Raw genomic sequence first — 14602 nt, 5'->3', positions numbered from 1 at the left:
TATATAAAATTTTTTCTGCTTGGGGTCGTTTTTTTTTTTTTTTTTTTTTTTTTTGTTTTTCTTCTCCCCCCCCCCCCCCCCCCCCCCCTCCCTTGCCCCCCCCCCCCCCCCCCCCCCCCGATCCAGTATTCCAGAGGCCTTAGTGATCAATCGAGAAGCCGCGGCGTAATGGATCCCCGCCTCCGCGGGGAATGACAGCGGCGCGCGCGATTCAAGCGTCTGTGCTGCCCGCGCAAGCCGTTGATTTCGTTATCCTCGGCTACTGTGCATGGGGTTGTTTTCGCAGTTTCGTTTTGAGGTCACGCGGACCTCAAGCAGAGCCTAGCGATTTCCGCCGAACAGCCGGTCCATCAGCCAGCCATCGAGTCCTGCGGCTGCTTCCGGTCGCGCATTGGCGCGCGTGGGGGGCGGGCGATAGCCGCCGTTGCTGGCGGGTGCCGGTGCGGGCGCTGCCGCTGTTGGCGGCGACACCTGCGACGTCGCCTGCGCCAGGTTCGACAGGCCCCAGCCACCTGGAGAGCTCGGCAAGGCTGCCACCGGCACGCCCTCGTGCGCCGTCTTCATGAAGCGCGACCAGACTTCGACCGGCAAGCCGCCGCCGGTCGCCTTCTTGGTCGGCGAGTTGTCGTCATTGCCGAGCCACACGCCGGTGACGAGGTTGGCGGTGTAGCCGATGAACCAGGCGTCGCGGTAGTCCTGGCTGGTGCCGGTCTTGCCGGCCGCCGGCCAGCCCGGGATCTCCGCCTTCTTGGCCGTGCCGCTGATCAGCGTTTCCCGCATCATCGCGTTCATCATGCCGACATAGCGCGGATCGACCACCTGGTTGTGCTCGTCCGCCTGGCGCATGTAGAGCAGCTTGCCACTGAGCGTCCTGATCCGCGTGACGACATGCGGCGTCGCCGCGAAGCCGCCATTGGCGAAGGGTGCATAGGCGCCGACCAGCTCGACCATCGAGACTTCGGAGGTGCCGAGCGCGATCGAGGCGTTGGGCTCGAGTTTCGAGGAAATGCCGAGCCGGTGCGCGGTGCGCACCACGTTCTTCGGCCCGACCTCGAGGCCGAGGCGGATGGCGACCGTGTTGAGCGACATCGCGAGCGCCTGGGTCAGCGTCACCGCGCCGAAATATTCGTGGGTGTAGTTCTCAGGTTTCCAGCCCTTGACCTCGATCGGCGCATCCTGGCGGAGCGTGTCGGGCGTCAGCCCCTGCTCGAGCGCGGTCAGGTACACGAATGGCTTGAACGAGGAGCCCGGCTGGCGCCTGGCGGTGACGGCGCGGTTGTACTGGCTCTCGGAATAATTCCGCCCGCCGACCATGGCGCGAACCGCGCCGTCCGGCGTCATCGCCACCAGCGCGCCCTGGCTGACATTGAATTTCACGCTCTTGGCCGCGAGCTCGTCGATGATGGCGGCTTCCGCCACGCTCTGAAGCTTCGGATCGATCGTGGTCTCGACCTTGATGCTCTCGTCGATCTGGCCGACCAGATCGTCCAGCACCTCGCCGATCCAGTCGGCGACGTAGTTGACCGTGCCGGCGCCGACCGGCTTCACATTGTAGGAGGGTTGGCCGATCGAGGCCTGCGCCTGCGCTTCGGTGATGAATTTGGCATCGGCCATCGCATTGAGCACGATTTTCGCGCGCGCTTCTGCGCCCTCGGGGTTGCGGTTCGGCGCGAGCCGCGAAGGCGATTTGACGAGGCCGGCCAGCATCGCGGCCTCCGCGACGGTGACGTTCTTGGCCGACTTGCCGAAATAGCGCTGCGCGGCGGCTTCGACGCCATAGGCGCCGGAGCCGAAATAGACGCGGTTGAGATAGAGCTCCAAGATCTCGTTCTTGGAATGCTTGCGCTCCAGCCAGATCGCGAGCTCCGCTTCCTGCAGCTTGCGCGCCATGGTGCGCTCCTGGGTCAGGAACAGGTTCTTCGCCAATTGCTGCGTCAGCGTCGAGCCACCCTGCGACACGCCACGATGGAGCACGTTGGTGACGAGCGCGCGCAGGATGCCTACGGGATCGATGCCGAAATGCGAATAGAAGCGGCGATCCTCGATGGCGATGAACGCCTTGGGCAGATATTGCGGCAGATCCTTCAGCGAGACGTTGGCGCCGGCCATCTCGCCGCGCTGCGCCAGCATGCTGCCGTCGATGCCGACGATCTGGATCGTCGGCGGCCGCTTGGGGATCTCGAGCGACTGGATCGGCGGCAGATGAGCGCCGACCCAGATCACGACGCCGATCACGGCGATCGCGCCCCACAGACCCAGCACCGCGCCCCAATAGACGAGGCGACCGAGACCGGCGCCAATGCGCGACTTGGATCGCCGCTTGGCACCGCCGCGGCCGGCCGGCGCCTTCCGCTCGCGCGGCGGCTCGTCGCCGGCATCCTCGCTCTTGCGTTTGGCGGATGATTTCGATGATTTCTTCGGCTTGTCATCGCCGCCAGGAATGCGGTCGGCCGCGGTCAAGCGCAGATCGGCGAGTGCCGCAGGCAAGCCGAACAATGGCTCCTTCCGCCCACCCTTTTTCTTTCCCAACCCCATACGCAAACGCCCGGTCAGCCCGCCCCGCCGCACGCTAGCGGTCGCTGTTTAAGGCCCGGTTACCCAGAGCTTAACGCGCGATTAGGAGGTGCGGCATTCGCTGGCCGCAGTTCCGCTGGTTTGCCGGCGGAGCTAGGATCGCCGGCATAAAACAACAGGGAACCCAGATGGGCCACATCGATCCGACCAAGGAGATTTTCGCGCAGTTCCGGGGCAACGATCGCCCCGGTCCGATCCACATGCTCAACCTGGTGCGCTTGCGCAAGGAGGCGGCCTATCCGGACGGCCGCAAGACGAGCGGTGCGGAAGCCTATGCGGCCTATGGCCGCGAGAGCGGCCCGGTGTTCAAACGCCTCGGCGGCCGCATCGTCTGGCAGGGCAAATTCGAGCTGATGCTGATCGGCCCGGAGACTGAGCGCTGGGACCATTGCTTCATCGCCGAATACCCAAGCGTCGCCGCCTTCGTCGAGATGATCCGCGACCCCGTCTATCGCGAAGCGGTGAAGCACCGGCAGGCCGCGGTGGAGGACTCACGGCTCATTCGGCACGCGGTGCTGCCGGTGGGAAAGAACTTTGGCGAGGTGCCGGATTGATTTTCCGTCATGGCCGGGCTGGCCCGGCCATGACGGCGTTGAGGCAGTTGCTTCCGAGAACTAACCCGCCGGACTCGCATCCTCAATGATCGGGCCGAACAGCTCCCAACGTTCGCCGTTGAACTTCATCATCTGAAGCTGCTTGTTGACGCGGTAGTCGGTCGGTGAGGTATTGGCCTTGATGCCGGGCAGCGCGGTGTCGCTGGTCACGTCCTTCAGCGAGGCGGCCTGCTTCATGACGTTCTCGCGCGTCAGGTCGTCGCCGCACTGCTTCAGCACATGGACCAGCAGCTGCGCCGTGCTGTAGCCGTAGGTGTTGAAGTTCGAGTCCTTGTCGCCATCAGGATAATACTTGGCCATGAAGTCGAAATACCTCTTAAGGCCGGCATCGTCCTTCCAGGTCGGATCGAGTGGTTCCTTGCCGTAATTGACGCTGATCAGGCCCTTGGCGGCGTCGAGGCCGGCTGGCTTCAGCACCGCGCCGACCGAGGTGGCGTTGATGTCAACGATCTGCACCGGATGCCAGCCCATCTCGGCGATCTTCTTGATCGCCTGCGCCGCCTGCTTCGGCGTGGTGGCGCTGAAGAACAGATCGGCGCCGGCGTCCTTGATCTTGAGGATCTGCGAATCGACAGTCGGATCGGAGACTTCGTAGGAAGCTTCAGTCACGATCATCTTGGCAGCTTTGTCGCCGAGACCGGCCTTGATGCCGTTCAGATAGTCCTTGCCGAGGTCGTCGTTCTGATAGAGCACGCCGATCTTGGCGTTCGGATGCTCCTTCAGGATGTACTGTCCGTAGATGCGGCCTTCGACGAAGTAGTTGGGGTTGAAGCCCATCGTCCACGGAAAGTTCTTCGGATCCGTGAACCTCGAGGCTCCGGTCGCCGCGAACAGTTGCGGCACCTTCTTCGAGTTGAGATATTTCTGCACGGCTGCGTTCACCGGCGTGCCGATGATCTGGAAGGTCAGCAGGACCTCGTCGCTCTCGACCAGCTTGCGAATCTGCTCCACGGCCTTCGGCGGCGAGTAGGCGTCGTCATACTGGATCAGATTGATCTTGCGGCCGTTGACGCCGCCCTGGTCGTTGATCATCTTGAAATAGGCGGCTTGGGTCTTGCCGATCGACGAATAGGCCGACGCCGGTCCAGAAAACGGCATCGTCTGGCCGACCTTGATCTCGGTATCGCTGGCACCCGGATCATATTTCTTCTGGGCATTGGCCGCCGGCATCGACAGCGCCAGGGTCAGCGCCGTTGCAGTGGCCAGATGCAGAATTCCATTCCTCATTCGCATTTCCTCATTGTTTATTGCCGGTGATCAATCGGGTGCGCTCATGCGCACCTGATGTCACCGCTGAGGGCGAGTGTGGATGAGGCGTTGTTGCAACGCAAGTTGGGCGTGCGCCCGCAGTTCGTAGGGTGGGTTAGCCTTGCGGCTGCGCAAAGCGCAGTCCGCTGGGCGTAACCCACCACTTCTGTTTCCGCGGAAATCAAAAAGGTGGGTTACGCTGCGCTAACCCACCCTACCCAGTAACTAACCCGCTGGACCCGCATCCTCCATGATCGGGCCGAACAGCTCCCAGCGTTCGCCGTTGAACTTCATCATCTGCATCTGCTTGTTGACGCGGTAGTCGTTCGGCCCGGTGTTGATCTTGATGCCGGGCAGCGCGAAGCTCGGGGTGAAGTCCTTGATGTTGGCGACCTGCTTCATCACGTTCTCACGTGACAGGTCGTCGCCGCACTGTTTCAGCACTTGCGTCAGCAATTCGGCGACGGAATAAGCATAGGTGTTGACGGTATTGAGCTTGTCGCCTTCGGGGAAATACTTGTCCATGAAGGCGAAGAAGGCTTTCACGCCCGGATCGTCCTTCCACTGGGGATCGCCGGGCTCCTTGCCGTATTGGGTCGAGATGATGCCCTTGGAGATATCGAGGCCGGCCGGCTTCAGCGTCGCCGAGATCGGGCTCGCATTGATGTCGAGAATGTGCACCGGCGTCCAGCCGAGCTCGGCGACTTTCTTGATCGCCTGCGCCGCGAACTTGGGTGTCGAGGCATCATAGAAAAGATCGGCGCCCAACGACTTCAGCTTGACCACCTGCGAGTCCACCGTCGGATCGGTGACTTCGTAGGAGACTTCGCCGACGATCATGCCGGCGGCCTTGTCACCGAGACCGCTCTTGAGGCCGGCGAGATAGTCGCGGCCCATATCGTCGTTCTGGTAGAGCACGCCGATCTTGGCGTTCGGATGCTCCTTGAGGATGTACTTGGCGTAGATGCGTCCCTCGGACACGTAGTTGGGATTATAGGCGATGGTCCAGGGATAGTTCTGCGGATCGTTGAAGCGCGCGGCGCCGGTCGAGGCCAGCAGCTGCGGGATCTTCTTGCCGTTGAGATATTTTTGCACGGCGGCGTTCGCGGCGGTGCCGATGATCTGGAAGGTGAACAGCACCTCGTCGCCTTCGACGAGCTTGCGCACCTGCTCGACCGTCTTCGGCGGCGAATAGGCATCGTCATACTGGATCAGATTGATCTTGCGGCCGTTGATGCCGCCCTGATCGTTGATCATCTTGAAGTAGGCGGCCTGGGTCTTGCCGATATTGGCGTAGACGGAATAGGGCCCGGAGAACGGCACGGTCTGGCCGATCTTGATCTCGGTGTCGCTCGCGCCGGTGTCGTATTTCTTCTGGGCGAGAGCTTGGTTGGCGGAGAACGCGAAGGCGAGCGCCGCCGTGGCAGTGATGAAGGCTCTGCGATTGCTCATGTGGGGTTGTTCCTCCTGACGGAATTTCCGACCGACGGTCTTGTCCCGTTGATTGCCAACGGTCGCCATCGCTGTCGCAGATTGTGGAGGAACGGCAGGCGACGCGCAAGGATCGCGGCGCCGCGCTATGGCGTCTCAGGTCAGGAACAAGACTGACAGTGCGAGCGCCGCCGGCAGCGCCTGCACCATCAGGATGCGCGTGCTAACGGTCGCTGCGCCATAAGCGCCGGCCACGATCACGCAAAGCAGGAAAAACGCCTTGATCTGGAACGCGAAGGCCGGATTGCCGTGCACCAGCCCCCATACCAGGCCTGCGGCCAGGAAGCCGTTATAGAGCCCCTGGTTGGCGGCCAGCACCTTTGTGATTGCTGCCTTCTCCGGCGTGTTGCGGAAGACCTTCAAGCCCTGCGGCTTGTCCCAGAGAAACATCTCCAGGATCAGGAAGTAAGCGTGCAGTGCGGCGACCAGCGCCACCAAAATATTCGCGATCCAGATCAAGTTGAGCTCCCCCAGCGTCAGCTTTCGGGTGGACGTTAGCACGGTGGGCGTGGCAAGTGCGATGGCGTGTTTCGATGCCATGGTGCTGCAATGCCCGCGCGACCGACCAACCCACCTGTAACCTTCGGCCTCGATCGGCTGGCGACGCCGATCGGGATTGCGCTGCTGGTCACCGACGCCGCGGGCGCCTTGCGCGCGCTCGACTGGGAGGATTACGAGCACCGCATGCGCGAGCTCTTGCGCCTGCATTACGGTGTGGTGGATCTGAGTGACCAACCCGCGCCCGCGGCCATGCGGACCGCGCTGTCGGGCTATTTCGACGGCGACCTCGGCCAGCTCTCAGGCATCGCCTGGCGCATCGCCGGCACGTCGTTCCAGCAGAAGGTCTGGAATGCGTTGACGCAAATCCCTGCCGGCACCACGATGAGTTACGGCGCGCTCGCTGCCAGGATCGACATGCCCAAAGCCATTCGCGCCGTCGGCCATGCCAACGGCTCCAACCCGATCAGCGTGGTGCTGCCGTGCCACCGTCTGATCGGCGCCGATGGTTCTCTGGTGAAGTATGGCGGCGGCCTCGCGCGCAAGCGTTGGTTGCTCCGGCATGAAGGCGTGGCGGTTTAGATATCCGCCTGTGGTCATTCCGGGGCGTGCGTAGCGCGAACCCGGAATCCATTTCTCCGCGTCACCAGTGGCACGATGGATTCCGGGTTCGCCGCTGCGCGACGCCCCGGAACGACGCGAGGAGAGAGGTGCGCAGCCGCCCTCACGCCGCCGGCTGAACCGCCTTGTCGCCGGCCATCACATGGGTCAGCGCGCTCTTGATCGCGGCCTGGCGTGTTGGCGCGCTGATCTGCGCGCCCAGGAGATCGGTGACATAGAACACGTCGCGGGCGCGCTCGCCGAAGGTCGCGACATGGGCCGAGGCGATGTTGAGGTTGAGCTTCGAGATCGCGGTGGTCAGCTCATAGAGCAGGCCGGGCCGGTCGAGGCCGGACATTTCGATCACTGTGTAGCGGTCGGACCATTGGTTGTTGATCGTCACTTCCGGCTCGATCACGAACGGCCGCGCCTTGCCGCGCACGGTGCGCCGCGCCACCACCTCGGGCAGACGCAGCTTGCCTTCCAGCACGTCCTCGATCATCTCGCCGATGCGCGTGGCGCGCCGTCCCTCGTCCTCGTCACGGTCGTATTCCCTGGAGATCGAGATGGTGTCGAGCGCGCGACCGTCGGTCGTGGTGTAGATCTGGGCATCGACGATGTTGGCGCCGGCCGAGGCACAGGCGCCCGCGATGATCGACAGCAGCCAGGGATGGTCGGCGGCGAAGATGGTCAGCTCGGTGACGCCACGCACCTCGTCGAAGCCGACATTGATCGCAAGCTTGTGGCCGGCCTGCTCGCTGGCACGGACGAAGCGCGCATGGCGGATCTTGCGCGGCAGCTCGACCTTGAGCCAATAGGCCGGATAGTGCCGGCCGATATAGGCGTCGAGCTCTTCCGCCGGCCATTCCGCGAAGGCGTTACGGAATTCGGCGTATGCAGCCGTGAGGCGCTTGCCGCGGTCAACCTCCGAGAAGCCGCCCGTCAGCACCGGTTCGGTCTCGTAGTAGAGGGAGCGCAAGAGCTGCGCCTTCCAGCCGTTCCACACGCCCGGGCCGACGCCGCGGATGTCCGCGGTGGTCAGGATCGTCAAGAGCTTCATCTGTTCGACCGACTGCACCACGGCGGCGAAATTCTCGATGGTCTTGCGGTCGGAGAGATCGCGCGATTGTGCGACCGTGGACATCGTCAGATGCTCCTCGATCAGCCAGGCCACGAGCTCGGTGTCGGCCGGGCTGAAGCCGAGCCGCGGGCAGAGCCGTCGCGCCACCTTGGCGCCGGCGATCGAGTGGTCCTCGGGCCGGCCCTTGGCGACGTCGTGCAGCAGCGTCGCGATGTAGATCACGGAGCGATGCTCCGGCCGGATCTTGCGCATCAGGTCGCTCGCCACCGCGAATTCCTCGATGCCGCCGCGTTCGATGTCCTGAAGGAAGCCGACGCAGCGGATCAAATGCTCGTCGACGGTGTAGTGATGATACATGTTGAACTGCATCATCGAGACGATCTTGCCAAAGGCGCGGATGAAATGGCCGAGCACGCCGGTCTCGTTCATCCGCCGCAGCACGATCTCCGCGTTGTCGGACGTCAGGATCTCCATGAACAGCCGGTTGGCCTCGGGATTCTCGCGCATCTGCGCGTTGATCAGGCCAAGCGAACGCGTCACGTCGCGCATCGCGTCCGGATGGAAGGCGAGATTGTTCTTCTGCGCCAGGCGGAAGATCCGGATCAAATTGACCGGATCGTGCTTGAACACGTCGGGCGCCGCAACGTTGATGCGGTTGTTGTCGACGATGAAATCGTCGCTGTCGGGCACCCGCCGCTTCGCCGCGGTGGGGCGCAGCCGCGCCATCATCCGGCTCAGCACCGGCGCGGGCTTGGCCTGCTGGTCCTCGAGCTTGGCGCAGAGGATGGCAGTGAGGTTGCCGACTTCCTTGGCGACCAGGAAGTAGTGCTTCATGAAGCGCTCGACGTCCTGCATGCCGGGGTGCGAGGTGTAGCCGAGCCGGACCGCGATCTCGCGCTGAAGGTCGAAGGAGAGGCGCTCTTCGGCGCGGCCGGAGTAAAAGTGAAGATTGCAGCGTACCGACCAGAGGAAGTCGGCGCAGCGGCGGAAGGTGCGGTATTCCTGCGCGTCGAACACGCCGCGGTCGACCAGCTCGTCGGTGTCGCTCACGCGGTAGACGTATTTTGCGATCCAGAACAGCGTGTGCAGGTCGCGGAGCGCACCCTTGCCGTCCTTGACGTTGGGTTCGACCAGATAACGCGATTGACCGCCGCGGCGATGCCGCTCCTCACGCTCGGCGAGTTTGGCGGTGACGAACTCCGACGCAGTGCCTTGCACGACCTCCTTGTCGAAGCGGGCGACCAGCTCGTCATAGAGCGGCCGGTCGCCGGTAAGAAAGCGCGTCTCCAGGATCGCGGTGCGGATGGTCATGTCGCCTCGCGCCTGCCGGATCGACTCGTCGACCGAGCGGGTGGCGTGACCGACCTTCAGCCCCATGTCCCAAAGACAATAGAGGATGGCCTCGGCGACCTGCTCGCCCCAGGCGGTCTGCTTGTAGGGCAGGATGAAGAGCAGATCGATGTCGGACTCGGGAGCCATCAGGCCGCGGCCATAGCCGCCGGTCGCCACCACCGCCATGCGCTCGGCACCGCTCGGGATCGGCGAGCGGTAGAGATGGCGGGTCGCGGCCGAATACAGGATGCGGATGATCTCGTCCTGCACGTGGCACAGCCGCTCGGCGCAGCGCCGGCCGTGACGGTCCTTCAGCAGGATCGTCTGTGCCGCGGCGCGCGACGCAATCAGCTCGGCCTTGAGCAGTTGCGCCATGGCGGTGCGGAACGCGTCCTCGCGTCCCTGGTGCTTCTCGGCAAGCGCATCGACCGCGGCGGTGATCCGCGCGGTGTCGAAGCGATCGTCCACCTCGGCCTTGTGCTCAGTCGCGACGCTGTCCATGTCTCACCGGATATAAGAGGCGGCAGGCGCTGTCACCCGCCATTCTCTCGCAATAGTCGTTCCATGCTGGAAAGGTGCGGCTTTGGGTAAAGCTGTTCTCGGCCGGCGCGCTTTCGAGGGGCGGATTTTCTCGTTGACCTCTAGATGTAACTCATTGAAAAACAATGAAGTTTCGAGGAGGCCGGGCATGACCAGGATTACACGACGCATACTGCTGGCGGGAGCGGTCGCTCTTGCCGTGTCCCCCGCGGCGCGGGCGGCGGATCCACTCAAGGAAATCCGTATCGACTGGGCGACCTATAATCCGGTGTCGATGGTCCTGAAACAGAAGGGGCTCCTGGAAAAGGAGTTCGCCAAGGACGGCATCACCGTCACCTGGGTGCAGTCGGCCGGCTCCAACAAGGCGCTCGAATTCCTCAATGCGGGCTCGATCGATTTCGGCTCGACCGCGGGCTCGGCGGCGCTGGTCGCACGTATCAACGGCAACCCGATCAAGTCGATCTACGTCTATTCGCGTCCCGAATGGACGGCGTTGGTGACATCAAAGGATTCCAAGATCGCCGATGTGGCCGGCCTCAAGGGCAAGCGCGTCGCGGTGACGCGCGGCACCGATCCGCATATTTTCCTGGTGCGCGCGCTGCTTGGCGCAGGTCTCACCGAAAAGGACATCACGCCGGTGCTGCTCCAGCACGCCGACGGCAAGACCGCGCTGATCCGCGGCGACGTCGATGCGTGGGCCGGGCTGGATCCGATGATGGCGCAGGCCGAGGTCGAGGATGGCGCGAAACTGTTCTACCGCAAGGCCGAGGCCAACACTTGGGGCATCCTCAATGTGCGCGAGCAGTTTTTGAAGGACTATCCGGACGCCGCCCGCCGCGTGCTCGCCGTTTACGAAGAGGCGCGCAAATATTCGCTGGCGAATTACGACGAGCTCAAGAAGACCTTCATCGCCGTGACCAAGCTGCCGGAGCCTGTCGTCGACAAGCAGCTCAAGGAGCGCACCGAGCTCACTCACAGCCGCATCGGCGCGCCCCAGCGTGAATCGATCCTCGCCGCGGGCCTCGCACTGCAACAGGCCGGCGTCGTCGACGCCAAGGTCGATGTGAAGGCGACGCTGGATGCGTTGATCGACGATCAGGTCCCGCTGCCGACGAATTGAGGGGGCTCTTTCCCTCCCCCCTTGTGGGGGAGGGTGCCTCGCGAAGCGAGGCGGGTGAGGGGTTCTTTCCTCACGATCAGTATTGCGAGCCGAGAGAACCCCTCATCCGGCGCTTCGCGCCACCTTCTCCCGCAAGGGGAGCAGGGAAAAGCAGCGGAGGGCGTGGCAAGAGTAGTGTTGCAATCTTGCACAAGACGCGCTTCCTACCGGCCATGATCTCCGACGCGCCAGTGCTGCAACAAACCGCGGAACCGGCTGAAGGCGCCGCCGCGCCTTCGCGGGTCTCGCGCTATGCACGGCCGATACTGGGTGTGTTGTTGCCGCTCACCCTCGCGCTCGGTTGGGAGTTCCTGGTCTGGCGCGGCTGGTCCAACGGCCGGCTGGTGCCGCCGCCCTCGCGCGTGTTCGCCACCATCACTGATCTTGCCCGCTCCGGTGAGTTGGTCCGTCACATCGCCGCGACACTGTGGCGCGTCGGTCTCGGCTTTGCGTTCGGCGTGGTCGCGGGCACCTTCCTCGGCGCCATCTCCGGCTATTGGTCACTGGCGCGGCGGCTGCTCGATCCGACCGTGCAGGCGCTGCGCGCAATTCCATCGCTGGCCTGGGTGCCGCTGTTCATCCTCTGGCTCGGCATCTTCGAGACCTCCAAGATTGCGCTGATCGCGGTCGGCGTGTTCTTCCCTGTGTATCTCGGCGTGATGGGCGCGATCCTCATGGTCGATCGCAAGATCGTCGAGGTCGGTCGCACCTTCCGTCTCTCCGGACCTGCCATGATCCGCCGTATCCTGCTGCCTGCGGTGCTGCCGGCCTATGTCGTGTCCTTGCGCGTCGGTCTTGGTCTGGGCTGGATGTTCGTGGTGGCGGCCGAGTTGATCGGCGCGTCCGAAGGGCTCGGCTATCTCCTGCTCGACGGCCAGCAGCTCGGCAAGCCCGCGCAGATCCTCGCCGCCATCGTGATCTTCGCGATCCTCGGCAAGCTCACGGATTGGTTGATCGAGATCGCGGCTGCGCCCTTCCTGCGCTGGCAGGACGCCTTCGGGCGTACGGTGGGAGCATAATGCGATGCTGGCGCTCGACCGGGTCAGCAAGACCTATCCCAACAGCGTGCAGGCGCTGGCGCGCTTCTCCGCCGAGATCAGGCAAGGCGAGATCGTCGCCATCATCGGCGGCTCGGGCTGTGGCAAGTCCACACTGCTGCGCGCCATTGCGGGCCTCGACCGCGCAAGCTCGGGCACGGTGACGCTCGACGGCGAGGCGATCGCCGCGCCGCATGCCAAGATCGGCATCATCTTCCAGGAGCCGCGGCTGCTGCCCTGGCTCAGCGTCGCCGACAATATCGGCTTTGGTCTTGCCGATGGGCCCGCGACCGAGCGGCGCGAGAAGGTGGCGCGTGCGCTCGATCGCGTCGGGCTCGCCGAGAAGGCGCAGGCCTGGCCGCGCGAGCTCTCGGGCGGGCAGGCACAGCGCGTCGCGATCGCCCGCGCCCTGGTGCCGCAGCCCGAGGTGCTCTTGCTCGACGAGCCGTTCTCGGCGCTCGATGCCTTCACCCGCAGGGACCTCCAGGATCATCTGCTCGATCTCTGGGCCGACACGCGGCCGACGCTCATCCTCGTCACGCATGACGTCGACGAGGCCGTGGTGCTGGCCGACCGCGTGCTGGTGATGCGACCGCGGCCGGGCCGGCTGTTTGATCAGATCGAGATCAATCTCGGCCGGCCACGCGACCGCAATGCGCCGCTGTTCGAGAATTTCAAGCGAAGTGTGCTGACGTCACTCGACCGCTCGCTCGACCGCAACGTGCCCGACCGTGACGCAACCCAGGGTCCCGGTCAGGCCATGTGGTGGTGACAATTTCTCTCTGAGCCGGTACATCGCAAGCCGGTACTTCGTAGAGACGATTTTTCCGGGAGAGAACAAGATGGACGCCGCAGAACTGCGCCAGATGCAGGCCCCGATCAAGGAGCGCTACAAGACCGATCCCAAGACCGCGATGATCACGCTGAAGGCCAAGGGCTCGACCGACAGCGAAGGCATCGCCTGCAAGGTCGAGACCGGCCGCGCCATCGCAATGGCCGGCCTGCATCCCGCAACCGGCGGCTCCGGCCTCGAGCTCTGCTCCGGCGACATGCTGCTCGAGGCGCTGGTCGCCTGCGCCGGCGTCACGCTGAAATCGGTCGCGACCGCGATCGAGGTGCCCTTGAAGACCGGCAACGTCTACGCCGAGGGCGATCTCGATTTCCGCGGCACGCTCGGCGTCGACAAGGAGACCCCGGTCGGCTTCGCCGAGATCCGTCTGCGCTTCGAGGTCGACACTGATGCGCCGCAAGACAAGCTCGACCTGCTGCTCAAGCTGACCGAACGCTATTGCGTGGTCTACCAGACCATCAAGAACGGCCCGAAGGTTTCGGTCTCGATGCAGCGGATGTAGCGAGCGAAGGCCGCTCGCCCCACAATTAGTGTCGTCTCGGCGAAGCCCGGGACGACAAAGAAAAAAATGTCCCCCGAGCTCCACTTCATCCTCATCCTCGTTCTGCGCATGATGGTCGCGGCGGCGTTCGTCGTGACGGCGTCGATCATCACCGAGCGCTCGGGGCCGGTGATCGGCGCGCTGGTCGCGACCTTGCCGGTCTCGGCCGGACCATCCTACGTCTTCCTCGCGCTCGACCACGATGCCGCCTTCATCGCGCAGGGCGCACTGTCGAGCTTGCCGGTCAATGCAGCGACGATCTTCATGTGCGTTACCTATGTGGTGCTGGCACAGCGGCGTAGCCTTCTGGTGAGTTGCGGAAGCGCGGTCGCAGTCTGGATCGTGTTCGCATCGATCATCAAGCAGTTCGATTGGCCGCTCACCGCCGGGCTCGCCGCCAATCTGATCGCGTTCGGCATCTGCATTCCGTTGCTCGCGGGCTATCGCCACGCGAAGATGCCGCTGGTGACGCGGCGCTGGTATGACGTGCCGATGCGGGCTGCGCTGGTCGCGACCCTGGTCGCGATCGTCGTCTCGACCTCGGGCTGGGTCGGTCCCCGGATCAGCGGCATCATCGCGCTGTACCCGGTGGTGTTCTCCAGCATCATGGTGATCCTGCATCCCCGCATCGGCGGCCCTCCGACTGCTGCCGTGCTCGCCAACTCCGCCTGGGGCCTGCTCGGATTCGGCATGGCGATCGCCACAATGCACGTGGCGGTGGAATGGTTCGGTTCGGCCATCGGTCTTGGGCTTGCACTCGCCACATGCATCGTTTGGAACCTTACGCTATGGGGGATCGGGCGCAGTACGTTGCACAAGGCGCGGCAAGCACCGTGACACTACGGACATGCGGCACGGCGTCGCCGGATTCTTCCGTAGCAAACTCGCCATGACCGATCACGAGACGCTTTCCTTCAAACCCCTGAAGGACCAAGGCCATTTCAATTCAGCGCGGACCAAGCAGCGTGTAAGGCGTGCCGTCGTACAGCTTTAGGCTGCTTTGTCGGCCATCGCCTTTCCCAGAATTCGTTAGCACT

General features: G+C 63.9%; 12 protein-coding genes. 7 read left to right on the top strand and 5 right to left on the bottom strand.

Features of this window, described 5'->3' with window-relative positions:
- Positions 1-321: 321 nt before the first annotated feature.
- Positions 322-2535, bottom strand: coding sequence for a transglycosylase domain-containing protein (locus tag AC0L30_RS14140; protein ID WP_473404498.1), 2214 nt, complete (start codon positions 2533-2535; stop codon positions 322-324).
- Positions 2536-2702: 167 nt separating this feature from the next.
- On the opposite strand from AC0L30_RS14140, the gene AC0L30_RS14135 reads away from it, so the two are divergent.
- Complete coding sequence (locus tag AC0L30_RS14135; RefSeq protein WP_473404497.1) at positions 2703-3128, top strand: DUF1330 domain-containing protein; 426 nt, start codon at positions 2703-2705, stop codon at positions 3126-3128.
- A 60-nt stretch (positions 3129-3188) separates the two neighbouring features.
- On the opposite strand, the gene AC0L30_RS14130 is transcribed toward AC0L30_RS14135, so the two are convergent.
- The 3 genes from AC0L30_RS14130 to AC0L30_RS14120 form a co-directional block, all read right to left on the bottom strand.
- Complete coding sequence (locus tag AC0L30_RS14130) at positions 3189-4415, bottom strand: ABC transporter substrate-binding protein (protein ID WP_007598165.1); 1227 nt, start codon at positions 4413-4415, stop codon at positions 3189-3191.
- Positions 4416-4661: 246 nt separating this feature from the next.
- Complete coding sequence (locus AC0L30_RS14125) at positions 4662-5888, bottom strand: ABC transporter substrate-binding protein (RefSeq protein ID WP_007598163.1); 1227 nt, start codon at positions 5886-5888, stop codon at positions 4662-4664.
- A 135-nt stretch (positions 5889-6023) separates the two neighbouring features.
- Positions 6024-6467, bottom strand: coding sequence for a DUF1304 domain-containing protein (locus tag AC0L30_RS14120; protein WP_007598162.1), 444 nt, complete (start codon positions 6465-6467; stop codon positions 6024-6026).
- Between the two features lie 9 nt (positions 6468-6476).
- On the opposite strand from AC0L30_RS14120, the gene AC0L30_RS14115 reads away from it, so the two are divergent.
- Positions 6477-7007, top strand: coding sequence for a methylated-DNA--[protein]-cysteine S-methyltransferase (locus tag AC0L30_RS14115; RefSeq protein ID WP_007598160.1), 531 nt, complete (start codon positions 6477-6479; stop codon positions 7005-7007).
- 142 nt (positions 7008-7149) lie between these two features.
- On the opposite strand, the gene AC0L30_RS14110 is transcribed toward AC0L30_RS14115, so the two are convergent.
- Positions 7150-9939: a [protein-PII] uridylyltransferase gene (locus AC0L30_RS14110; protein ID WP_007598158.1), complete on the bottom strand. Its 2790-nt coding sequence runs from the start codon at positions 9937-9939 to the stop codon at positions 7150-7152.
- A gap of 187 nt (positions 9940-10126) precedes the next feature.
- On the opposite strand from AC0L30_RS14110, the gene AC0L30_RS14105 reads away from it, so the two are divergent.
- From AC0L30_RS14105 to AC0L30_RS14085, 5 genes are all read left to right on the top strand, one after another.
- A complete protein-coding gene (locus AC0L30_RS14105; protein WP_007598156.1) occupies positions 10127-11098 on the top strand; it encodes an aliphatic sulfonate ABC transporter substrate-binding protein in 972 nt (323 codons plus the stop codon).
- A 212-nt stretch (positions 11099-11310) separates the two neighbouring features.
- Positions 11311-12156, top strand: coding sequence for an ABC transporter permease (locus AC0L30_RS14100; RefSeq protein ID WP_473404516.1), 846 nt, complete (start codon positions 11311-11313; stop codon positions 12154-12156).
- 4 nt (positions 12157-12160) lie between these two features.
- Complete coding sequence (locus AC0L30_RS14095) at positions 12161-12946, top strand: ABC transporter ATP-binding protein (RefSeq protein WP_354200222.1); 786 nt, start codon at positions 12161-12163, stop codon at positions 12944-12946.
- 70 nt (positions 12947-13016) lie between these two features.
- Positions 13017-13526, top strand: a complete 510-nt coding sequence (locus AC0L30_RS14090) for an OsmC family protein (protein ID WP_212303282.1) — start codon at positions 13017-13019, stop codon at positions 13524-13526.
- Positions 13527-13592: 66 nt separating this feature from the next.
- Entirely contained in the window at positions 13593-14402 is an 810-nt protein-coding gene (locus tag AC0L30_RS14085) for a hypothetical protein (protein ID WP_354200221.1), read from the top strand.
- Positions 14403-14602: the final 200 nt, after the last annotated feature.

The sequence above is a fragment of the Bradyrhizobium sp. MI1.11 genome, from assembly GCF_055811255.1.
The sequence above is the reverse complement of the archived record's forward strand: the minus strand, read 5'-3'. Positions and strand labels throughout refer to the sequence as shown.

Excerpts from the sequence above, each read along its gene's own strand:
- AC0L30_RS14085 (WP_354200221.1), top strand. The coding sequence starts at position 13,593 with ATGTCCCCCGAGCTCCACTTCATCCTCATCCTCGTTCTGCGCATGATG.
- AC0L30_RS14140 (WP_473404498.1), bottom strand. The coding sequence starts at position 2,535 with ATGGGGTTGGGAAAGAAAAAGGGTGGGCGGAAGGAGCCATTGTTCGGC.
- AC0L30_RS14125 (WP_007598163.1), bottom strand. The coding sequence starts at position 5,888 with ATGAGCAATCGCAGAGCCTTCATCACTGCCACGGCGGCGCTCGCCTTC.
- AC0L30_RS14100 (WP_473404516.1), top strand. The coding sequence starts at position 11,311 with ATGATCTCCGACGCGCCAGTGCTGCAACAAACCGCGGAACCGGCTGAA.
- AC0L30_RS14110 (WP_007598158.1), bottom strand. The coding sequence starts at position 9,939 with ATGGACAGCGTCGCGACTGAGCACAAGGCCGAGGTGGACGATCGCTTC.
- AC0L30_RS14135 (WP_473404497.1), top strand. The coding sequence starts at position 2,703 with ATGGGCCACATCGATCCGACCAAGGAGATTTTCGCGCAGTTCCGGGGC.
- AC0L30_RS14130 (WP_007598165.1), bottom strand. The coding sequence starts at position 4,415 with ATGAGGAATGGAATTCTGCATCTGGCCACTGCAACGGCGCTGACCCTG.
- AC0L30_RS14095 (WP_354200222.1), top strand. The coding sequence starts at position 12,161 with ATGCTGGCGCTCGACCGGGTCAGCAAGACCTATCCCAACAGCGTGCAG.
- AC0L30_RS14090 (WP_212303282.1), top strand. The coding sequence starts at position 13,017 with ATGGACGCCGCAGAACTGCGCCAGATGCAGGCCCCGATCAAGGAGCGC.
- AC0L30_RS14105 (WP_007598156.1), top strand. The coding sequence starts at position 10,127 with ATGACCAGGATTACACGACGCATACTGCTGGCGGGAGCGGTCGCTCTT.
- AC0L30_RS14120 (WP_007598162.1), bottom strand. The coding sequence starts at position 6,467 with ATGGCATCGAAACACGCCATCGCACTTGCCACGCCCACCGTGCTAACG.
- AC0L30_RS14115 (WP_007598160.1), top strand. The coding sequence starts at position 6,477 with ATGCCCGCGCGACCGACCAACCCACCTGTAACCTTCGGCCTCGATCGG.